19 protein-coding genes are annotated in these 22,917 nt (G+C 40.1%); 7 read left to right on the top strand and 12 right to left on the bottom strand.

From position 1 onward, the window contains the following. Positions 1–6: 6 nt before the first annotated feature. Genes EJL91_RS03855 through EJL91_RS03845 form a run of 3 tightly spaced genes read right to left on the bottom strand, consistent with a single transcriptional unit; the run spans position 7 to position 3,719 of the window. Positions 7–393 carry a hypothetical protein gene (locus EJL91_RS03855; protein ID WP_125140630.1) on the bottom strand — a complete coding sequence of 129 codons (387 nt, stop codon included), beginning with the start codon at positions 391–393 and terminating at the stop codon, positions 7–9. 12 nt (positions 394–405) lie between these two features. Beyond that, positions 406–3,264 carry a hypothetical protein gene (locus tag EJL91_RS03850; RefSeq protein WP_125140629.1) on the bottom strand — a complete coding sequence of 953 codons (2,859 nt, stop codon included), beginning with the start codon at positions 3,262–3,264 and terminating at the stop codon, positions 406–408. Then, positions 3,261–3,719: a hypothetical protein gene (locus tag EJL91_RS03845; RefSeq protein ID WP_125140628.1), complete on the bottom strand. Its 459-nt coding sequence runs from the start codon at positions 3,717–3,719 to the stop codon at positions 3,261–3,263. Before EJL91_RS03845 ends, EJL91_RS03850 begins: the two co-directional genes overlap by 4 nt. Positions 3,720–3,830: 111 nt before the next feature. Between EJL91_RS03845 and EJL91_RS03840 the strand changes: the two genes are divergently transcribed. After that, positions 3,831–4,628 carry a tyrosine-type recombinase/integrase gene (locus EJL91_RS03840; RefSeq protein ID WP_125140627.1) on the top strand — a complete coding sequence of 266 codons (798 nt, stop codon included), beginning with the start codon at positions 3,831–3,833 and terminating at the stop codon, positions 4,626–4,628. A gap of 14 nt (positions 4,629–4,642) precedes the next feature. Next, positions 4,643–5,125 carry a hypothetical protein gene (locus EJL91_RS03835; RefSeq protein ID WP_125140626.1) on the top strand — a complete coding sequence of 161 codons (483 nt, stop codon included), beginning with the start codon at positions 4,643–4,645 and terminating at the stop codon, positions 5,123–5,125. An 81-nt stretch (positions 5,126–5,206) separates the two neighbouring features. Here EJL91_RS03835 and EJL91_RS03830 read toward each other — a convergent pair whose 3' ends face one another. Next, positions 5,207–5,620 carry a hypothetical protein gene (locus EJL91_RS03830; RefSeq protein WP_125140625.1) on the bottom strand — a complete coding sequence of 138 codons (414 nt, stop codon included), beginning with the start codon at positions 5,618–5,620 and terminating at the stop codon, positions 5,207–5,209. Between the two features lie 88 nt (positions 5,621–5,708). Here EJL91_RS03830 and EJL91_RS03825 point away from each other — a divergent pair, with 88 nt between their 5' ends. From EJL91_RS03825 to EJL91_RS03805, 5 genes are all read left to right on the top strand, one after another. Beyond that, a complete protein-coding gene (locus EJL91_RS03825; RefSeq protein ID WP_125140624.1) occupies positions 5,709–6,248 on the top strand; it encodes a hypothetical protein in 540 nt (179 codons plus the stop codon). Positions 6,249–6,771: 523 nt separating this feature from the next. Beyond that, positions 6,772–7,143, top strand: coding sequence for an IS66 family insertion sequence element accessory protein TnpA (tnpA, locus tag EJL91_RS03820; RefSeq protein ID WP_125140623.1), 372 nt, complete (start codon positions 6,772–6,774; stop codon positions 7,141–7,143). Further along, on the top strand, positions 7,137–7,493 hold the full coding sequence (gene tnpB / locus EJL91_RS03815) for an IS66 family insertion sequence element accessory protein TnpB (protein WP_125140622.1): 357 nt from the start codon (positions 7,137–7,139) through the stop codon (positions 7,491–7,493). The genes tnpA and tnpB overlap by 7 nt, the downstream gene beginning before the upstream one ends. Positions 7,494–7,581: 88 nt before the next feature. After that, positions 7,582–9,120 (top strand): IS66 family transposase, encoded by a 1,539-nt coding sequence (gene tnpC / locus EJL91_RS03810; RefSeq protein WP_125140621.1) that lies wholly within the window; start codon positions 7,582–7,584, stop codon positions 9,118–9,120. Between the two features lie 220 nt (positions 9,121–9,340). Continuing rightward, the gene (locus tag EJL91_RS03805; protein WP_125140620.1) at positions 9,341–9,841 is read left to right on the top strand and encodes a hypothetical protein; all 501 of its coding nucleotides are present in this window, start codon (positions 9,341–9,343) and stop codon (positions 9,839–9,841) included. Positions 9,842–10,056: 215 nt separating this feature from the next. Here EJL91_RS03805 and EJL91_RS03800 read toward each other — a convergent pair whose 3' ends face one another. The 8 genes from EJL91_RS03800 to EJL91_RS03765 all read right to left on the bottom strand — a co-directional run bounded on the left by EJL91_RS03800 (position 10,057) and on the right by EJL91_RS03765 (position 22,908). After that, positions 10,057–11,214: a hypothetical protein gene (locus tag EJL91_RS03800; RefSeq protein WP_125140619.1), complete on the bottom strand. Its 1,158-nt coding sequence runs from the start codon at positions 11,212–11,214 to the stop codon at positions 10,057–10,059. A gap of 83 nt (positions 11,215–11,297) precedes the next feature. Continuing rightward, positions 11,298–12,182, bottom strand: coding sequence for a hypothetical protein (locus tag EJL91_RS03795; RefSeq protein ID WP_125140618.1), 885 nt, complete (start codon positions 12,180–12,182; stop codon positions 11,298–11,300). A 74-nt stretch (positions 12,183–12,256) separates the two neighbouring features. Beyond that, entirely contained in the window at positions 12,257–12,997 is a 741-nt protein-coding gene (locus EJL91_RS03790) for a hypothetical protein (protein ID WP_125140617.1), read from the bottom strand. A gap of 39 nt (positions 12,998–13,036) precedes the next feature. After that, a complete protein-coding gene (locus tag EJL91_RS03785; RefSeq protein ID WP_125140616.1) occupies positions 13,037–13,627 on the bottom strand; it encodes a hypothetical protein in 591 nt (196 codons plus the stop codon). 17 nt (positions 13,628–13,644) lie between these two features. Beyond that, the gene (locus EJL91_RS03780; RefSeq protein ID WP_125140615.1) at positions 13,645–15,294 is read right to left on the bottom strand and encodes a hypothetical protein; all 1,650 of its coding nucleotides are present in this window, start codon (positions 15,292–15,294) and stop codon (positions 13,645–13,647) included. 14 nt (positions 15,295–15,308) lie between these two features. Continuing rightward, positions 15,309–17,822: a LamG domain-containing protein gene (locus tag EJL91_RS03775; protein ID WP_125140614.1), complete on the bottom strand. Its 2,514-nt coding sequence runs from the start codon at positions 17,820–17,822 to the stop codon at positions 15,309–15,311. Between the two features lie 16 nt (positions 17,823–17,838). Then, positions 17,839–18,072, bottom strand: a complete 234-nt coding sequence (locus EJL91_RS03770) for a hypothetical protein (RefSeq protein ID WP_125140613.1) — start codon at positions 18,070–18,072, stop codon at positions 17,839–17,841. Between the two features lie 54 nt (positions 18,073–18,126). Beyond that, on the bottom strand, positions 18,127–22,908 hold the full coding sequence (locus EJL91_RS03765; RefSeq protein ID WP_125140612.1) for a hypothetical protein: 4,782 nt from the start codon (positions 22,906–22,908) through the stop codon (positions 18,127–18,129). Between the last annotated feature and the right edge of the window lie 9 nt (positions 22,909–22,917).

Below are 22,917 nucleotides of genomic sequence, written 5' to 3'. Positions count from 1 at the left end.
CCTCCATTATTCGTTTAATTCCATCAATGATAAGCGGTAATCGTTGTCAACAATAGATTGCGTTAACTCCTCGAACAATAAATCCTGTGCATCATGTTCGGCCTGTATACGCAGCAAAACATTGTAATCAATGAAAGGGTATATACTATACCCTGATAAGATTTTGTTGCCTTCCTCATCCAAGACAAAAACGTCATTTCCGAACTCGTCTTTTTTGTTTGTTCCGTCCGAGTTCATTTCCAATTGATATTGAGGCTCGTATTTATATCCACAAATGAAAGCTTCACACTTTCCCTCAAATGTGGAGTCGTCAATTTCATATTCCGTTAAATCTGAACAGGTAGTGTTATTAATGGCACATATTTCGTTATATTCGTTTGTGAAGATCTTCATAATAATCCTTTCTTATTTTGCGAGAGACGCTTTCAACTCATTTATTGTAGTGTACAGTTGCGTAATAACTTTATTGATGTCCTGGACATATTCCAGCCGAATGGGTGCGCTGATGTCGGTGGAGGTGACGGTCAGGTAGGTTGTGCCGGGGTGGGTGGTTAAGGCGTTGAGTGCGGCCTGGATGGACTCTGGGAAGGGTTCCCAGGTGGGAGTGGCAAGGGAATAAATTGTCTCTGCGTCTGTCATCCATTCACAAAATTCGGCTTCTGTCTCAAAATCTTTTTCTAAAGTTCGGATAAATATTGCATGTGTATTTTTTTCGTCGGTCGAGATATAATCACCGGCGACTTCAAAACTACTTTTCAATTCCTGTCTATATTTTGTGGATTGAACTTTAAAGTTTGGGAATGTAGGAATAGAATCCGAAACATAGGCAAACCTATGTCCTTTATTACCATCTTTAATGTTTCTGATTTTCCACTGGCTATTATCAACTTTTGCAATATTTCTTTCAATCCCCCACACACCATCACGCACACTAAACCGATCCTTGACATCGCCGATTCCGCGAATGGGTTCGGTTAGGGGGATGGTGACTTTCTGATAGTGGTATGGCTCCCAGGGAAGAGGCATAGAGCCTACAATAAGCATGGGATATAACGTGGTAGATATTGATTTCCCAGCATGTACTACAATGTCAATAATCACTGTTTTCTGTTCTTCCAGTGTAAAACCAACTTCTTTTCCGTTTGTTGATACTGCAATAGACTCGTATGGAAGCACTGATTTTAAAATTCGTAGTTCTGCACCGTCTGTCCCCCCTGATAACACATAATTCCCCGCATTAAGTTGAATTGGATTTTGGCAAATATAAAAATATGCATGTTCAGTTGCTGTTCCACCAATTACTATACGTCCATCCTCGGCAGGTGTGAATGTTACTCCGCTTGTGTTTTTTATTTTATCATCATATGGATATGCTAATAAATTAGCCCCCTTTGACTCCACCTCCAGGTCAATTTCCCGCTGCTGGCCGTTGTAGGGCTCCCAGGATTTCGGTGTCGCGCCTGCATTAAGCATAGGTCTAAATATAATTGTACCTGATGTTCCTTTACGCAATACAATACGGATTACGATGTTATCACCCTGGACTACATTAAATACCGCTCCATCTTCGGTGTCTGTTCCTAAGATAGTAAAGATTCCACTAGTTTTTTTGTATGCTATAATTTGATATGTCTCCATTGTCCCGCCTGTAGGACATCCTGATATATAGTAGGTTCCCGGAGGTAATTCTGAATCATACAAATCAAACGCTGATACGTCAGTAGCCAATCCCACCGCTGATACTGTACCATCTGCTCGTGGGGTAAAAGTTATCCCATTCATAGTTGTGCTGGGCAGCGATAAGTAGTCCAGCAACTGCGCCCCGCTGATGGCTACATGGGCGACGCTTACAATCTCCTGCGGGTAATCTGGGCTGGGGGATGGCTTGCCGCCGGTGTAGGGTTCCCAGGGCTGGGCGGTGTCGCCTTCGTTTAATATGATTTCTTTTTTTATATAAACTGTTATTCCGGATGATTTTAAAATAAACATCCTGAAATTAATACTAGAGGAATCATTTTCTCTTACGGTTAGTGTTGCCGTGTACTTTTTATACTCTGTTTCCAAAACCAGAATGGCATCACTAGAAATGATATCGGGAAATAAATCAACCATCAGTCTTGTGCCACTTTTGTTAGCTTTGGCATAAAACGTTACTGTGAACTTCTTTGTTGCCACGTTTTTACTTACAGGAAGAGGTAATGACAATACAGCATCATCTGTATCAGTCGGTGATATTATGTATTCCTGGGATGTTTTTGTGACACGCTCATTTAATACTATGGACTCGTCATCAAACAACTGCGCCCCCGTCGTCACCACCTGCTCACTGACACCATCCACTTCCAAGTATGGGATAGTCGCATTTGCCGCATCACTAATCACCACTTGTTCTTCACCAGTTACTTCTCCAATCAGAGCATTGGAATAGATGCTGGAATTCCGGATATCCTTATGTTTCAATTCAGAAACGTCATTACTTATCTGAATATAATCATTAGGGATAGATTCTAATGTTTCATTTCCCTTTTGTTGAATTTTATTTATTTGTGCTACCCCTTCAGAAGTAATCACTCCAAGTTGATTCGAGGTAGCAGCATGGATATCTTTTACAGCACCATCTTTTTTATCTGTAATAGTTTGGACAGCTGATTCTACAAGAGATTCTACCCTAAAACGATCTTCCGAGGTCTGATTGGCGTCACTGGCTGTCTGTGCCGCTACTTGGTCAAGATGTTCCACCAGGATAATGATATCAGTGGGAGAGGGCGCTATTGATATATCCTCTCTGATATCCAAACCATCTGAAATCATAAAACTGGCTGTTTTAGTATTGAAGTTATAGAGATAGGCATCATTCTCAATTTCATAAAACCGAACGGAAAAAGATATAAACCCGGAAGCTTTTGTGACATTTCCACTCAACTTCCATGCAAATGTTAATTTCCCTTTTACTTCATCGATATATTTTTCAGTTATAGGATATAGATGTTTTTCACTAGCAGCGTTTATATACTGTATTACGCAAGTTTTCTGCGACAAGTCAGCGTTATCAAAATAACGGTCGATTTGTAAGTAGATTGTCTCAGCATTGTGATCGGAGACTACTCCCAGTTGATGCATTGCCGGGGGAACTGCTATTTCACGGGTATCAGTATTAATGATAAAAAGTGGCTCTGTTCCTAAATTAATCATTTCAATTGTAGGAGTCACCGACTTTTGGATTGCTTCCAGGCGTTTGATGTAATCAGAAGGCGTTGTAATCATTTTTGGCTTACCTCCTTGATATCTTCATAGAGTGATATGTTTAATTTGGTCAATTCTGTTATCTTGCTATAGGTTTCTGCAAGTTCAGTTGATATTTTCTGTAACATGTATACCTTGAGCGCTGATTTGAATTGGGTGAATGAAATGTTGAGCGATAAAGAGTTTGAGTTTATGAGCTTATCTTGTTCAAGATAGAAGAGTAGTAACGAAGAAATACCCGATTTATTGGACACAGTGTTCTCAAGAGAAACAGTGTAAATAGAGTAGTCACTATGTGCCTCATTTGTCTTTGTCAGTTGTAAAACGTCAGTATGCTGATTTTGATCCGAGATTAGGATAAATAAGTTTTGTTCGAACTCTTTTGGGATGTAAAATCTGATATCATTTAATTCCACCGTATTAAATGAACCAAACTGCCGGATTGTATTTGTTTGATTGTTAAAAATAATGTTCACAACACCCTCCTTCCTGATTGGAAAATCGTGGATGATTAAAATACATTGATTTTTATTAAAGTTGTGGTTACTATTTTACGAGGTACAAAAGTAAAAATAAGGAGATAAAAAATGAGATACGATACCTATTTAAAAAGAGATAACTTGGCGAGCAGTACAATTCAGAACTATACCTGGACAGCAAAATATTTTAACGAGCACTACCCGGAAGTCAACAAGGCAAACCTTCTGGATTATAAAGACTTCTTGATACAGAATTACAATCCACTGACGGTCAATGTCCGAATTCAGGCAATGAATAAATATTTAGAATACCAGAACAAAGAACGGCTTCAGCTTAAATGTGTGAAGGTGCAACAGAAAAATTTCCTTGAAAATGTGATTAGTAACGCGGATTATATTTACTTTAAGCGCAGACTTAAAAAATTGGAGAATAAGCAGCTTTATTTTGCAGTTTGGTTTATGGCGGCAACCGGGGCCAGAGTCAGTGAATTAATTAAATTCAAGATAGAGCATGTCTATACCGGGTATGTTGATTTATATGGAAAGGGTGGAAAACTGAGACGGATTTATATACCGGAGAAATTGCAGAAAGAAGCAATCGAGTGGATTGAGACTTTGGAACGGGATTCCGGCTTTATTTTCCTAAACCGTACCGGAAAACAGATTACGACAAGGGGAATTGCCCAACAGATTAAGGCGTATGCTGTAAAATTCGGGTTGGATCCCAGTGTGATTTACCCCCATTCCTTCCGCCATAGATTTGCAAAAAACTTTTTGGAGAAGAGGGAGGATTTGGCTTTGTTGGCCGATTTGATGGGGCATGAGAGTATTGAAACCACCAGAATTTATCTACGGAGAACTTCGACGGAACAGAGGAGTATTATTAATAAAATAGTGACCTGGTAGGGTCACTATTTATATTGGGTATTATCGGAAGTTGGGAGGGGTATACTACTAGCCCATTATACTTATTTAATAATGGAATTTGGAATGGATTACAGATAATCGGAGTAGTTAAAACTGCTGAACAAAATATGGGAAACGGTAAAACATTTATAAAAATCTCGACGACAAATCAAGGTAAAACTGTTATTGATCTCTCTGCCTCAACTGCTCAATATTGGGTTTTGGGTAGATTGAATCAATCTATAAACCTATCCACATATAATTTCATTAGACTTAAAATAAATGCGCATAATTTCGACAGAAATTATCCTTCATATGGCATACTGGGAATATCTGACAATCCTAATTTAACATCTACGTCTTTTACTGCACAGATAAGATTTTTTGAATCAGATGTTCTGTTGGACATTTCTTCTGTAACCGGAAACTACTACATCTATTTTTACACATACACTAGTTTTCATCAAATTGTTCAACTATATCTCACTGGAGCATAAATAATAGAGACAAAACTGGAACACTCAGTAATAATGGAGTATCCGTTGATTCATCTATAGCAACGTATGGCACGTTAAATATTAAGTATTGGTTAAAAATAGCTGATTGAATTTTAAAAATGAATCATGATTACTAAAGCTAGAGTAGGCCCCTACATAGAGATAATTACTTCCGGTTACAGAAGCTATGTCAAGTCTCATTATACCTGTATTTCTTGTATCTATATAGGCTTTCAATGATGATTTAGTTGTTATTGAAGCGGATGAAGAGCATCCAACTGTAATTGTACTTCCATCTTCGTTATAGTCCTTATCTGTGCTTATTATATTAAGATTGATAAACTTATAATTGGTTAAATCTATAGTTGAATTTACTCTTCCCATGATGAAACGCTGTCTTACACCTGTGGATATTGTAATAAGCATTGTGCCTTCGGAATTTGAAATAGTAGTTGCAGTTGTAGTTGCGGTCATGCCAGAAACGTTTAGGTTCATCCATGTCCCCGAATTATACAAATATAACGGGCTACTAACATACCCTTCGAAACTTCCGATAATACCCAATATAGCAACACTGTCTGAAATGGGTATTATCGGAAGTTTTCAGGGCATGGTGGACAGTCCATACTATTTGATGAAACCGGGGACCATCAGTGGAAGTTCCAGACCGATATTATCCCCCGAAATGTACTATTTCCCATCAGTTGTCGTCGAAACAACTCGTGGCTATAATGAAGATGATTGGAATTATTCTAGTTTTAAATTATGGTTTAAACTTGGAAATGACAACTCGGCAGGTGCTTATCGACTAATGAAATTTAACCAAGTAGAGATATCTTTTGCAGCATATTCAAAGTTGTATGTAAAACTTTCATCCACTGCTTGGGGGAATACTCCTACCTATCAAAGAATCGGAATAAGTTCAAGTGGAGCTGTTACAGGCAATAGCTTCCAGGCTTATATAGACCCTGCGGTAGCAATTAGCGGTGGTTTATATGAATTGAATATAAGTTCATTGAATGGAACTTATTGGATTTATCTATGGCAACAATTGCCCGGTACTGGGTCAAGAGGAGCATCAGGCTCTGTTCTCACCTTTAATGAGATTTATTTAGTCGCTTAAGGATTATTACCACCTTTTTTATACGATATAAAATTTTGCACTTATGTAAATAAGCATTAATTGTTAGTAAGAAGAACCTGCACAATACTACAATTTCTTGCGTTGTTCCCGGACAACTGTTTACCCCAAACATAAATAAAGTGGTTTCCTAATAATCTGCTTATATCACAGATAAGGGTCTGTTCTCCGCTGGAACTAGACGAGATTCCACTTCCCGCTGATGCCGCGAGTTCTTCAGGCATAGTCATTCCTGAATCAGGAGATGCACCTCCTCCAATTCCAACCCAATTTCCCTCACAGTTCCCGATTACTTTAAGATATCTATATGGGCTTAAATCAATTACGTTGTTAAATCTCAGCAAGTAATAACCATGATACAAATTCATGAAATAAATTTGACTGGATAATGACCAACGTAAGCGTCAAATAACATAGTGTATTTCTTTTCCTGCCATAATCCGTGATAATTACTCTTAGAGTTTTTAGGGTCTACTCTTAAAAATCTAAAACACGGAGGTATATCATGGAAGAATTATCAGCAAAGACACAAATCAATATCCAGAAATGGCTGGAAGTCATTCACCGATGCCGCGACAGTGGGCTTTCTAACCAGCAGTGGTGTGAAGAGAATGGCATTTCTTTGAAAAGCTACTATTACTGGCTCGCAAAGATCAGAAAGTTGGCGATTGAGAACCTTCCGCATAAGCGAAATGCAGGATCTGTTTCCACGGAAGCACCGGAGACTGCAGTGTTTGCATCGATTCCGGTTATCAGCCATTGCCCTTCCAATCCCGCATCTGTTATCATCCGTTCCGGCAGTGCAGTGATTGAGATCGCTGTGAATACGCCAGACTCCCTGATTCAGTCCGTCATTCTGGCTGCATCCAGATGTTAGGGGATCTTTCACGGGCAGAAACGATTTATCTTGCCTGTGGTTATACCGATATGAGGAAATCCATCGATGGCCTTGCAGCCATCGTCCAGCAGAACTTCCGGCTGAATCCGTTCTCCAACAGCCTCTTTCTCTTCTGCGGTCATAAACGTAATCGTATGAAGGCTCTGTTTTGGGAGGGAGACGGTTTCGTCCTACTGTACAAGCGTCTGGAAAATGGGAACTTCCAATGGCCAAGGACCCCGGCGGATGTACGCCGGATATCCGCTCAAGAGTTGCGCTGGCTGCTGGAAGGACTGTCCATGGACCAGCCAAAGGCGGTAAAGAAGCTGCATCCGAAATCTAGCCTTTAAAGTGGCTGAAAAGCTTGTAAATACTGGAGTCTCAGCCACTTTTATGCTATACTAAATACAGTTAGAATACGAAAAGGAACCGATTTCCATGGCCGACGGAACACCAATCTCAGCATTAGAAAACCGCATTACAGAGCTAGAAAAAGAAAATCTTCTCCTCCAGGAAAAGGTAGCTTTCCTGACCCGCAAGCTTTATGGCAGGTCAACCGAGCAGACATCCTCCCTTGATATCGAGGGACAGATGTCTCTTTTTGATGAAGCGGAAACGGAGGCCGATTCGAAAGCTGCTGAACCGGATATGAAGGATGTCGCTTCCTATCGGCGCAAAAGGTTCCCAGGTCAGAAAGAAGAACTGCTCAAAGACATCCCTCATGAAAAGAAACTCTGCACACTTGCAGAAGAAGACCGTTTCTGCCAGACCTGCGGTTCGCCGCTTGTTTCGGTGGGGGAGGAATTCGTCCGGACGGAAATCGAGCTCATCCCTGCCAAGGTACGTGTTATTGACTATTACCGTGAAACATTCGAATGCAGGGAGTGTCGTAAGAACGGGAAAGCATATATGGAGAAATCCCCCATGCCCTGTCCGGTCATCCAGCACTCTTATGCGTCCCCTTCCACGGTTGCCTGGGTCATCCATCAGAAGTATGAGCTGGCCGTACCGCTGTACCGTCAGGAAAACGAATGGAACGATCTTGGTGTGGCCTTAAGCCGGGCAACCATGTCCAACTGGATTCTTGCCAGTTACCGGGACTGGCTGTCTCCGATTGTCGGACTGTTACGGAAAAGACTTCTGGAACAGGGATATCTGCACATCGACGAGACGCCGGTACAGGTGCTGGGGGAAGCCGGAAGGAAGAACACCACGGATTCCTATATGTGGGTATACTGCTCCATAAAAGAAAGCAGCCATCCCGCCAGGCTGTTTGATTATAATCCGGGACGCAGCGGAACTTTCCCCCAGAAGTTTCTGGAAGGTTACCACGGATACATCCACACAGATGCTTATAAAGGCTATGAAAAAGTATCTGGGATTACAAGATGTTTCTGTTGGACACACCTTCGCAGATACTTTGTGGATGCCCTTCCAAAAGAAACGGAAAGCCGGGAAACAACCATACCGGCACAGGCCATCAGCTACATCAATCAGCTGTTTGAGATTGAGAAAAAACTGGAAGTCCTGTCTCCCCAAGGCAGGAAGGAACAGCGTCTGATACAAGAAATGCCTGTATTAGATGCCTTTTGGTCGTGGGCTGAAGATGCATCTGCCGGAATCCTTCCAAAATCCAAACTTGGAGAGGCATTTACCTATGCCTTCAACCAGAGAAAGGGGTTGATGAATTATCTGCTGGACGGGAACTGCGCTGTCTCAAACAATCTTGCCGAGAACTGCATCCGTCCCTTTACGATAGGACGTAAGAACTGGCTGTTTTCTGGAAGCCCCAAAGGAGCAGAGGCCAGTGCAGGTATCTATACGCTGGTGGAAACGGCAAAAGTCAATGGCCTAAACCCCAGAAAATATATTCAGTATATTTTGAGTGATATCCCCGGAACAGCATTCCAGCAGTATCCGGAATTTCTGGAAGACTATATGCCATGGGAACCTGTCATACAGAAAATATGTAGATAACCGCCAACCTTGAGAAGATCAGAAGGCTGGCGATTTTTCTATACACTCTGTTATTTGACGGTTACTGACCAACTATCATTACTTCCAGTACATGTGTCTCTTATTTTTGTAATTCCTGACTGTCCGCCACCATAAGTACCTCCGTTAATATAGAAATAAGGGACTCGAAACATACCCTTCCCAGCTTCCGATAATACCCATTTTAGACAGTGTTGCTATATTGGGTATTATCGGAAGTTTCCAAGGATGGGTAGACAGTCCATTGCCAATATGGGATAAAGGTTGGAAAAACATTTCACCTACAGGTTGGGATAAAGTATATAGCAATCATGCCAATCCTTATATATATACTAGCGGTTCTACTCTACATGTTAACAACGCTGCTGCTTCGACATCCGACTATATAATAATCGCCCGTACAACTGGTAAAGTAAATCTATCAAGTTATAGCTATATTTCCATTGGGTGTGGAATCTACGACGACATCTATGATAATGGAAAATATGCTTATGTTGGGGTATCTACGGCTGCCAATTTAACAAGTGCTAGTTTTGCTGCTTCAGTTTCGGTTGGCTACAAAACAAAGCAGTACGCGGTAAGGTCAATTGATGTAAAAAGTTTATCTGGAGAGTATTATATATATTTTCTTATGCCGTCAATGAAAAGGACTAGTGACGATGATCCTTATCTTGGCATAGACAGTATTACTTTAGTAAAATAAGGAACTACGATTACCTTAGCAAATTCATAATGGTTACTTCCTGATCATCAGAGCAATTTTTCTGTACAGATATAAGTGAATAAATACAGACATGTTCACTTTTAAATTCGGCGATAGTACATTAATTAGATAGCAGGAATACTTGTATAACACAAAAAGCACTAGTAAACTTGAGTGGGAGTGTTCTCCCAATATTATTGCACTAAGTGAATTATTTAACTATTTGTCAAGAAAAGTGTATATACATCTGAAACCGTAGTTTCACCGTCACTATTTAAAGAGAAGTAAATATATCGACCACCAGATATAGCTGATACATTTACTATTACAGTTGAATTTCCAGTATTGGTTTTTGTAGTTACATTTGACAAGGCTGATGTACTCGTAACTGAGTCTGATGTAGATATTCCCATACGAAAAATAGCGTAGGCATCATTGGTTACGGTTGCTTTAATATAATTATAGTTTGTCAAATCAACTATCTGGTTTAACCTTGCCATTGCAGGAGTCGCGGTACTCAATGCACTGCGACAATATAACTCAAAATATCCCGAATAATTTCGTAACTCACGCCAGTACCCATCTGCATTTATACTACTTAATCCTGGTGTTGATAAATTAGACCAAACCCCATTTTTATATAGATACAAAGGACTAGAAACATACCCTTCGAAACTTCCGATAATACCCATTATGGAAACACCCTTTTTAATGTTAGCAGCAGTAAGGTTTGAAGCGGGTATCCGAAGGTAAGAACCTGTTGAATAATAGCCAGTTGCGCCTGGGCTGGCGTACACATATCCACTGGTTGCGGAGCGGAAAGTTGAACTTACATAGTTACCCGTTGAAGTGTAACCACTGTAATTCGGCATAGTGCCAGAAGCGTTACTCAGGGACGCAGTTGAAAAGGTTGCTCCTGATAAAACTTGGGAGGCGGCAGCACTTCCTAAGCCTTTATATGTACCGGCGGTTCCACCTACGGTGACACCATTTTTAATGTTTCCGGCAGTTAAATTTGACACACCGTTAACAGTGACGCCGGATAATACTTTATTGGCATCCGGGCTAACGGTCTGCGATGACGCAGTGGGAGATATCGATTTGGTCTGAGTTGTGATACTAACTTCCGGATAACCACTCGATGCATTAGTAACATGTGCGCCATTTGACATTCTTGCATAGACCAGGCCACTGCCATATGAGAGGCTTTTTGCAGGGTCTACGGCTTGTATATTGGGCATGGTTCCAGTACCGGCCTCGTCGTCAGTATCAGAACCTAAATAAGTCTTGCCAGCTAAAACCTGAGAAGCGACAACTGTGGTTTCGTCACTGGATACGCCACCGCCGCCATCGGCATTTGTTCTTCCTATCATAAAATTCCTCCTTTGGGATTTTGTTATACAAAAAAAGACAGGAGAATTCCTATCTTTTAATGAGAGTTGCATTTCTATATAAATCAGTGCGAATCTGACCATGGATTCATAAATGAAGTATAATCTTGCGCGCCCGACTGGACAAAACTGAGTTCAATTCCCTCATACCAGTTGGCGTTGATGCCTTCCGGACTATAACCGAGCAAGATATTAGTAATGCAGACCTGGGGATATTTCCACACATCGTTATACGATCCGATATAAATACAGCTATTCGAACCGTCATGACCAAATTGGACTACACGGTCTTTTATCAGGCAGTTTTTACTTGCTTCACAATACGCTGATCTGCAATACCATTTTTTGTCTTCTAAATAATCATAGCCGCCTATATGAAAAGTTGCCATGCCATTATCCTGATATGTGTATATGCGGACGTCAAAACTAATCATCTTATAGGCAAAAAATGTTGGCAGCTTAATTTTCAACGAACCGGTTATAGCTTCAGTGGTACTTATATAATTGTTTTTTATTGAAGGATAAAAACGGGCTCCGGCTTTTGGAAATAAAATACTATCATCATATCTTTGCCAGTCCGGCCAGATTTTTGTGCCTTGCCGTCTTCGGAAGAGCATTTTGTCAGAACTAATATATAACTGGCTGGCATAATTTCCACTGCCGGAAGCATTTTCTATAACAATGCCATCAAAAGAATTGTTAAATATTCTGATGGTTGTATGTCCGTAATCATCTTCCAGTGGATAGCGATCAATGGAGGCAAATGTATCATTTGCAGAATTATGCTGTTTTATTTTAAAGCAGCCAGGGGATTGATTATAGAGAAAGGTATCATTATTAATCAATTTCTGGATTAAGTTATTAAACACAACATTAGAATTTGCGTCAGTCGGTTTTAACATAGAAATCTTATTATCGAAATCCGGCGAAGCAGTAGAAAATGTAGACATGAAATTTCCTTTCTATAAATAAACACATACGAATCCGGCTTTTGATTTAACAATTGTTTTTGTTCGAATAGAATTTATGGAACGATGCCGTTTATACTCATCGTACCATATGTACCTAAGCCGCCATTGCCGATTGCATTACGCGGTTCAACAAAATAAGCATAAGAACTGCTTGCATCATAGCTTGTAAGGTTTGTCCGTGAATAATAGATATTTAAACTGTTTATGGTATCGTCACATGATAGAACATAGCTTGTTCCTCCGCCACGGAGCCAGAGAACGATACCCGTGAATGAACCGCCTGACATTTCAATATGGGAGAGCAGTGGGGCATAACCATAAGCGCCGTATAACGTCCGCAAAAATCGGCAGTTCCCATCCCAACCGCCCGCACTTAGCAGCCATTCATAACTGCAGGAACTGGTTCCATTACTGTGATTTCCGGCATAACTGGCAGTCTTGCTTCCAAGATGTTTCCCAAGCCCAAATCGGACGGCTCTATAATTCTCAGTGCTTCCCATAGTAACGGCTACAGGATAATAAGTATCGGCAGCTCCAGCTATCTCAATTGTCCTTACCAAACCTCGTGTTTTCATTGCTTCTCTAACTGTGCGTTTTTTGAGAGTTGCATTTTCAGCAGTCAGTTGATTGACTTTTGAGGTAAGCTGTTCTATGTTGGAGAGTAAGTACGCTTCATTATTTATGACTTTTTGAAAAATGTTATTAAAGTTAACGTTTGAATTTGAATCAGTAGGATTCAATATTTGTATTTTGTCATCAAAAGTATCAGGGGGGAGAGTAGAAAATGTAGGCATAAAAATCTCCTTTTTGTGCGGTGGATTCCCACCAGACAATTAAAGGCTACGAAAGCCCCAAGTGTAGCTACGATAAGTGAATATGTTAATATTTCCACTAAGATCTAGATATAATCCGGATGCATACTCAGGACAATTATTTTTAATTATTGAAGTGTCATATATGTTCATTATTACGAATCCGGCTGAATTAGGATGGGCTAGGCCGATGAATATTCCCATTTTAGTATTGGGATAATTGGAACATATCCATTTGGTCAATTCTTGTAAATACGTTTGGGTATCATGGGCAGGTTCGATTAATTCATATGGAACATGCGGGATAATATAAATTTCGGAGCGGGAAACACCATTTGAAATTTTAGATATTAGTTTTTCCACTTCTAAAGATCCTGATACTTTTCCGCCGCTATTTAGACTGAGGTATTTATTTGGTAGAGATGACATGGCCGATTCCAAAGTATCCATTTTTTTAGCCATTTTATTTATTAATGCATTCATAAATAAATCATTATTAATTAATTCTTGAATAAGATTATTAAATATTGTGTTTGAATTTGGATCCGTATTCTCTAACATAGGTATCTCTTTGCAAAATTCACCGGGCGGAACAGAACTGAAATTAGCCAAAATAAGACCTCCTAATTTTATTCATGCCTTGCATCGTTTTGAACAATGGGTGTATGTGTATATCCCTCTAAAGTAATATCCCCATTTAGCGTACGTGTTCCATTCAAAGTAGCAGTAACCTCCTTATCCATAATTCTAATTGTTTCCAGTGTTAGATTCCCAGCCGGAACCTTTTTGGCTTTTAATTCCAAATATCCGTTTTCACTATTAACAACAATCCCTGCCTTTTTTGCAATAGGAATACTTGCTTCATCAAAATATACATCTACTACACTGTAGGGGGTAAAATAAGAATTTGTGATTTTTGCTATACCATTTGTGAAAGAGGATGGAGAAACAACAATTCCGCTTAAAACCTTATCAACTTTTGGAAGTTTTGTATACAAAAGATTCGCAGTTACATTTTTACTTCCATCAAAAGAAAAACTGCCTGTCATATCGCCTGTGAATGTGACAGTCCGGGGCGTTGCAAGTTTCGTAGTGGTGCTGGCATTACCGGAAATCGGATTTTTAATAGTGAGAAAACGACTCGTAAGTTGTGTATAACCACTTGTAGGAGCTGACTGTGACCCGGCACTCCATGTATTGTACAAGGTCCAATAGGTATCGTTACGATCAGTTCGGGAGTTTTCTCCAATGACAGAAAAATGATATCCTGTATGAGAAGTATCACATTTACACCAAAGTTCACATATTGTTGGCTTGGTTCCGGTATTATAAACCATAACAAATTTGTTTAAATCAATATCTAAGTTGGCATATTCCCAGTAAAGTTGGGCACTTTCATAGAAACTGCTTCCGTTTGTTCTGATACGCGCTTTTAAGATGCCAGATGCTGCAGTAAGAGTATATCCGGAAGAAACCTTAAATGCGATTTCGCGATCTGCATAGGAGCTGCTTATGGATACGCTGGAAAATTTATACCACGGCTTATCAGAAACAACATCACTTGACTGCCCAACACTAGCTCCACGTCTCAAAAGTGTAAAAGTCTTATTGGCAGTTCCATCAATGGGCATACTTGCAGTGGCAGCTCCGGCGAAACTTATTGTTCTGGCTGTAGCCCATTTTGATGCACTAGAAGCATTTCCCGACAAACTGCCGGTAAGAGTTGTAGCATATACGTTATTCCACTTATTGCTGGATGTACCGAGCGACCCTGTATTATTTGCATCTGGGTAAAACTGTCGCCCGGTTCCTAAAGTAACTCCTACTTTATTGCCTATCGTCTGGCAATTTGTATAGAATTTAATATCATCATCCGATGTTAACCACAATTGTTCAGTGGTAGCTGCTAATAATGGTTCACACGCCTTAGCAGACTCACCAGAGCCAACTATTGTGGCGGCACCGGCTCCAACAGAGATTCCCTGGCCATTGTTGTTTCCGCCATAAACCTTAACAGGGGTTTGGGTGGTGGAGTGCATATTATAAGCTATATTTCCAGTCATAGTACCACCAGCGCGGGGGAGGGCATTGTCAGCTTTTGTGCCTTGGGCCGTTGTCGCTTTTCCGTTAAGCTGAGTTTGGATATTGCTGGTTACATTATCCAGAAAATTAATCTCTGACTTCGTAATACCATTGATTTCATCAGTTTCTATTTTCGTAGCAAAAAGGGTGCCAATAACCCTTAATGCACCTTTTATAAGTCCATTATTACCTACCATAGTTCATCACCTCCTTAATATTCGATGATTTCTTTGCATGCAAGAGTGCCGTCATCTGGGATTTTCAATTTTCCTATACCATCATCAGAATATTTTAAATTTCGGACACAAACATTTTTAAAGGAAACTTTCCCTTTCCCATTCGAATAGTTACTTCTGAGGCCGATAAATTTGATATCATAGTCAAGCATAGAAGCAGTTACGGTTTGTTTTGATGTATAGTGAAACGTGCCACTTTCTGAAGATAGAACCAACTCTTTGGGACGCTTGATACTATTTAACGAGTTTGTATATTCATTAGTAACCCAATAAGCAGTAGTATCATCCTTCTTTTTACATTCACCTTGAAAGTATAAATCGAAGGTCCCGTTCGTATTGGATGTATCGAAACCTCCGCTCCATTCAAAATCCAAGTCAATCACAACAATGTCACCTACTTGTAACGTGTCTTGGTGAACGCGATAGAATTCAAATTTAGAATTGTTTTCTGTAGATGGTGTATACCCATATTCCAAGGGAGCATCCCCATATGAAGTTATATAACACAGATTTTGGGAATCAAATTCATAGAATTCTTTTGTAGATAAAACAGCATTTTGTCCGAAAGCAACGGTTTGTGTATCCTCAATCAATTCTCCAACAAAAAAGTTCCCGCTATTATCCAGTGAGAACTTTGTTTCGTATAAATCTTTAATATTGGAATCGGAGAGGGCAGTAGCATAAATTCGAAAATCGGAGAGTTTGCCGTTAAAGGGAGTTTCATTCCAGGAATCGCCACCATAGCTGTCACCTAAAGAAAAGTAATCCTTTAATTCAATATACGGGAGTGTCCAAGTTACAGAATTTTGATATTTCCCATCTAAATAGAATTTGCTTACTCCATTATTAAATGAAAAAGCAACATGTAGCCAACAATTTTTGGGGAAATATTCACCAACAACTGTATGATAGCGTGGTTCATTTTTCCCTTGATATGCCCATAACCTGCAATTTTCTGAGTTGACTGACAGCCAGAGTCCCCCGGAAGGGTTCCCACAAGGAATTAAAATAGCCTGATATGAAGTGGACGAAGTTAAATTAAACCAAAAAGCTATCGTGCATTCATAAAGTTTTTTGCTTTCATATATAGAGCTGAATTTAATAAAGTGGTTACTGCTAAATTGATAACATCCACTATATTTAATACTATCAGCATTCCATGATGGGGCAGTTTCCAGTTCCATAGTACCGTCGTTTCCATATCCAGAACAGTCATATTCGATGCCTGTTCGTGTCCCGAATGGTAAATCATAATCCTTTTCAATCACTTGGACATTTTTTAGATCAAAATTCGCACTACGCACGGTGGTAGTGTCGGTAGCGGAATTCTTTAAATTTCCGGTATACCATTCGATCTGAGGCTTGCATATTTTTTCAGTTCCATTATAATCAAATTTGTCTGGAATTACTTGTGTGATAGATGCGTGTTGCCATCCTTTTCCTACATTGTTTTTTGAGATTAAGGAAAAGGTTTTGCACCCAAAATAATCATTACCAATTCTGGCATGCCTTAATGTAAAATCACAATTTTGACAACTGTTTACCCTGTAATCAACAGAGATAGTATAGGTCTTACCGGCAGTAAATGGGTAGCTTCCAAAATTAATGCTATACCATGTATCTTTAGTAGACTCAGGAGGCTTAGAAAAAGAATAGTTAGTATAGGGACTACCATCTTCATCCGTACATAAGTTACTGGTGATTTCACCATTTTTTGCTAGGGCCAAACCATTTGCATATTTTTCTCCGTAAAGCTCTGTAACCGGCTCACAATATGGTGAACTTAAAGGATAGTGAAGAATCAAACCTTTTGAAATTTCTTTAACTTCTCTTACTGAAAGACAGTGATCATAAACTCGCACATCGCTTATATATCCGACAAATGGGAGATATGAAGTCGTATTAGCATGACAGTTCGCCATTTTACCAATGGTGAAATATGAATGCATTGCTATATTACCACTTGCGTAGTTTATCGAAACCAGAGAGGAAGAAGTGACTAATTTACCATTCATATAACAATATACAGTAGCTTCATCTACGGTTACTGTGACATGATACCATGTATCCAAGGATAGGGATTGAATTGTAATAAAATTAGCTGTTTTGCTGGCTGTAGTATTATTGGTAGTAGGATCTTCTGCTGAACCCAAGTGAACAGCTAAAGCACCGTTCATGACTCTTAAATTAAAACCTATAATTCCACAGTCTCTTCCGGCAGATAAAAGATATTGGCTTGTTGAAGCAACACCGTTGTTAGTTGTTGTAACAGAGGTTTGACAGAACCAACAGCTCCATGAAAAGTTAGAAGCTTTCTGAGGAACGTTAGAAATCGATAAGATTTGAGAAGCATCTCCGTCAAACTGCATGCATTTACCTAATTTTCCGTTGTCGCTATATTTTAGTTTTGTTTGCATATGATAATTGGGGCTAAGTAACCCATTGTTATCAAGAGTGCCATTCAGAGGCAGCCATAAAATAAGACTCATAATGAGTCACCTGCCTTTACGCTACAACGTCTTCAGAAAGCGTATTTTTATCAGTTTCAATTTCCTCTTCAGATACTTCTCCTGTGGTGGCTAGAATTCCCCTTAAGTTATCTAAGAAACCATAAATTCTTAACACATCGGTATTCATCCAATTTGTTTCGTTCATGTATTTTAAAATATTTTCGATAGTTTCATAGGGATATTTGACTGTCTTGATAGTGTTATTCGATTCTTTGACTGTTTTCTTCATGATATTTTTCTCCTTTTATCTTAACAGGAGCCGCTTGTCAGCAGCTCCATTATATTATCCAAAACTAAAATCCAGGGATTTTGTGGATGTATTATATTTCATAACGCAATTACCAATACTCCAGGTGTTGTCCGAGATACCGGTATCCGGATATGTCCTCACCGCGCCATTTTTGTACCAATAAATAGGATGCTCTACAACAAAGTTGATACCGGATGTAGAATATGATTCGCCGAGGTAAATATATACTTTACCGTCGTCAGAAGTCGGTAAAGACTGTGAGTACCAAGAATCAGTAAGGTAAAATAAACTTTTACTTATTGTTCCAACTAAATAAATTGCCTTATAGGCCGTCAATGTTGTTCCGCAATTGGTTGAATAACGAAAATCCACGCTGTTCATGGCCTGGTATAGTGTGGTTGCAGCTACTTGGGCAGAAGACGAGACCGTAGAGCCGGAATGATAATAAAACATCTTTTCGGGCCTGAACCCGGTCGCATTTTTAGATTTTGACGTAGCGGTAGAATTCGACATGACAAGTGATTGCCATTTTCCAGAAGAATCTTCCATAATGATTGTGTAGGGATAAATTTTGTTTGTACCAGCATATACTCGTGCACTTTGAGATACTAAACGGTCATAGTTATTGTCATCACCGGTTTCCCTCAGGCCATTGTTGAATCCATCCCATTCACCGTAACCGCTATAATTGGTGCTTCCTGTACCAGGTATACCAGAATACAGTTTTAATCCATCAAACATAGTCACACTACAGTTGGCCGTCTCTAAAACTTCTATCTTAAAAGTTCTTGGATAACTTGCAGAAGTAGGATTCGTGGAATTCCTCAAACCGATACCTAATGCGTGACCATATCCAGCATTAAACCCTGTTGATGTCGCGGAGTATATTACGTGATAATATAATGTGCGATAGCTTGTTGAATAATGGCTGTTCAAAACCTTATATACTATTCTGGAATTCTGTGCGCCTAATAATTCTACGTCGAACAACCCTTTATAATTATTCTGTCCAAGTATTGAGGCGTGGATCCGATATTTTATTCTCCAGTTCACATAGTAGTCTGTCGGTTTTATTGTTCCAAAATAGAAGGTTGCATTTGCAAAATCATTGGCAGTAGCATAGCATCCGGTATATGTCTTTGAGGCTATTGGTGTTAGGGCAGTATGTCCATGGCCTACTTTTGATAATTCAGTTCCTCCGGCGTAAGCTTTGCCAGCGGGTGTCACTTTGAACATGTTTCCGTTCGTATTTGCTTCAGAGGATACTACAAATGTTTTGTCTGAAGCCGCACCTACACCTATCAAAGTGCCATTTGAGTTGGAAAATTGAATGGCAGAACCGTTGGTGTCCTTGCGTTTGAGGGTAAGCCCATAAAATGTAGACAGATTAAGCGTGCCACCACTTACAGGAAGTGCATAAGACGAATAGTTAGATGAGTTTAAAAAGGTTCTCCAAGCTCTCCAAGTACCAGCATCCATACCTCTTGCATAAAGATCACCTGTACCATTGCGAATGGCTAATTGTGAGTTATACCCACCCGTATTATCCCATTCAAAATGCAATACATGCGAGTTTTGCGGTGGTTTACCCTCAGTCATCGTGTCCACAGCTTTAAACGAAATTATTCCACCATCACCTGTGATTGGCAAGTTAGCAGAAGTTGGCCTCGTTGTATAGTAATTTTTCAGTCTGGTTGCTGTTGCAGAATTACCAGTAATAGATGAATCAGTAAAGGCTAATTGTTTGACCCAGATTAATTTATCAGCATTTCCACCACCGATAAAAGCTTTGTTAGAATCATAAGATGTATATAGATAACCATGTGTGTCTTCATTACCAAAAGCAATGCCACTACCAAATTGTGGTGAATTAGCCACATTGGCAGTTGCGTTACGAATAGCAGAAAGGTAATATCCCCTATTTGTGTTTCCTTTTGTCTGAGTGCGATATTTTGTGGAAAAATCTGCATCTATTGATTTACCGGTAATAGGATAAGTTGTATCCTGGGTTGTAATGGTTCCTGTGGAGCTATTGCCTTTAGTATAAGTAATAGTCCTACCAGACACTGATAACCCTTTGATATATGTTGCATTAATCTGCTGACCAGCCGAATCCTGTGTGGCCTTAGTTGCATTAGTTGCTGTACCTGAAAACGTTGGAGCCGTAACTGTTCCTGGAAAAGAAGTATTACCTGATTCATTTAGCAGGCAAACAGATTTTGTAACATTGTTCGTTCCCTCATCTACGGTACTTTTAGAAGTATATTGTAAAAGATATTTATCTTGGTAGGTTCCATGCATAAAATAACCATTAGTCGAATTCATCTTAACAAGCATTGTATAAGAACCGGCACCGGCAGTTGAATTAACAATTGTCTTGCCTTTATTGCCTTCCAGGTAAGTGCCGGTAGATAAAGAACTATTTATCGCAGATCCCGTACTGAGATTCCCTGTCACATTTCCAATAAAACCTTTAGACGATATTGTACCGGGAAATGAAGAATTACCACTTTCATCCAGCAAGGTCAACGTCCGTGCTGCGGTCGTAAAGGAACCAGTATATTGCCGGAAATAAATTGGTTCATTGGCATTATCAGAGGTTGCAATTTCCAAATAACCGAGATCTTTTTCACCCCCGGTTTGAATTCTTGCAAAATCATTTGCACCACAGGTAAATTTGATTTCTTGTGTTTCACCTGCCGTATTTCCTTTGGTTAAATAAATGTTTCCAGATAAGGTGAGATTTCCACTCATAGAGTCGCCGGTCTTCTTGAGGGCATAATTTGCAACCGCAGCGGATGTCGGAAGATTGGTGGAAGTAGTGCCAGCAGCGATACTTGAATCGACCTGTTTCGCAGCGGCGTATCCGAGAATGATATCACCGGTTTTGGCCGAGGTTGTTAAATTCGTTGTAGTTGTTGAGTAGCGGAGGTAAGTCGTCGGCTCATCGCCGGAAGGAATATGCAGCCATTTAGGGGCAGTCGTCATTGCAACAAAGGTGTCCCCGACTTTCGCATTTACCGCCTCACCAGAATGGGATTTATCAGCCGCCAAAGTAAAAGCAGTGATTACCTTATAGGAATCGCCTATCTTAATGTTTGAAGACGGAAGTTCGGTAACAGTCCCATTCGACCCCACCGTACCAATCATATGCATGTAATCCACGGCGGACAGACTGGTGTTAATTTTATTATCCACATACTGTTTTGTGGCAGCGTGGAGGGCAGAAGTGGGATCGGATTTTAGGGTGAGGAGCCCGGTCATTGTATCGCCGGTTTTATTCACGGCTCCCAGTTCTGCCAAAGTCCAGGTTAAGCCATTATTGCCGCTGTCGTTTTTGGCGGTGTTCCCAATCTTGACACTTCTCGTTGCGGTAAACTTATCTGCCGTCGTTGCGCGTGCAGCTGTTTTCGCATTCCCATCTAATGCACCGGTAAACTTAGCGGCAACCAATTGTCCGGCTTCCGCGCCTAAATACACTCCAGTGTCAAATATCTGTGTGGTTGTAGCAGTTGTGGCCGACATTGTACCAGTAATATAAGCTTTGGACGTGGTGGCAAGCGTATTTGTAACCATTGTGTTGGTGTCAGTAAAAACCGCATTTGAAGGAACTGATTTTCCAATGGTAAATCCGGAACTTTTGATTTGCCCGGATGTTCCATCTGTAATTAAGACCTGACCGGAAACAGGAGTCAAAGAAAATCTGGCATTAGGCAGCCAATTTGTCCAGCTTCCGTTCGTACACCAGCGCTCATACGTTGATTTGGTTACTTTGGATATAAATGTCTGCTTACTTACGTAATCGGTGTTGGAGGCCCAACGAACTAATTCCGCAATTAAAATAAACGACTCACCAGAAACAGGAATATTTGTGATATTTGCTGAACCGGCACTTGTTTTTTCAATGAAACGAATCACCCGTATCGAACCGTCAGCCAGGTTATAATCATTTACATCTATGGTAAGACCGGTAATATTTACAGCATCGAATGACGTATGGCTATGGTTGGCTGTGGCGGCTCCGATTTCAGATAAAGACCAGGATAAATTTCCGGAACCGTCATCCGAACGGGAGGTTTTACCGATGGTTACAGTTCTGGCTTTGGTAAGTTTATCAGCCAGTGCAGCCTTGGATGCAACCCCGGTTAAATTTCCGACTACATTTCCCTGCAAATTTCCTTTTAAGGAACCACCAAGTAGTTGTAAATATCCATCGTATGCTGCCAAACGGATATCGTAATCATTTTTGCTGTCGACAGAAGAGTGAAAATCGAGAAATTTACCAAATTCCATTACTCCGTCGTCGCGGATATACGGTATAGCATTCCAGTGCCCCAAAGCATAGCTGTTTAATTTCCCATTTAAGTTTCCGGAAAAAGTATTTGCAACGACATTTCCATCCTCACGAATCTCCGCCAGTGTAGAAAAAGTTGCCCCGCTATCAGATGATTGGGAGAATTTAAAGACGGCATCCCCGGAAGATGCATTATCTAAAATCTCAAATTTTTGATGATAGTTAGCGCTGTTTTGATAAATCTCGCCCTGAGCGCCACTGCCTAAACGAATTGATTGGGCAAGTTGTGAAAGAGATGCGGAACCGCGGACCGGGGAAAAAGAGGAGGATGGAAGATAAGCTGTATCTTTAAGCCCTGTTACAGGAATGTCATCAACCACTCTGTCTCCAATGGTAAGTTTTAGTGTTCCATTGTTTGTTCCGGAAGAGAGAGAAATCCCCTGTTTTAGTTTATCATTCTGCCTTTGCATTTCCCCGACAGTAATTTTAAGCCCTTTTTCATCTAAATATTGTTTTCCCATGTTCCCTCC

Source organism: Clostridium transplantifaecale (genome assembly GCF_900626075.1).
GTDB classification, from domain to species: domain Bacteria; phylum Bacillota; class Clostridia; order Lachnospirales; family Lachnospiraceae; genus Otoolea; species Otoolea transplantifaecalis.
This window is presented reverse-complemented; position numbering and strand designations above follow the sequence as displayed.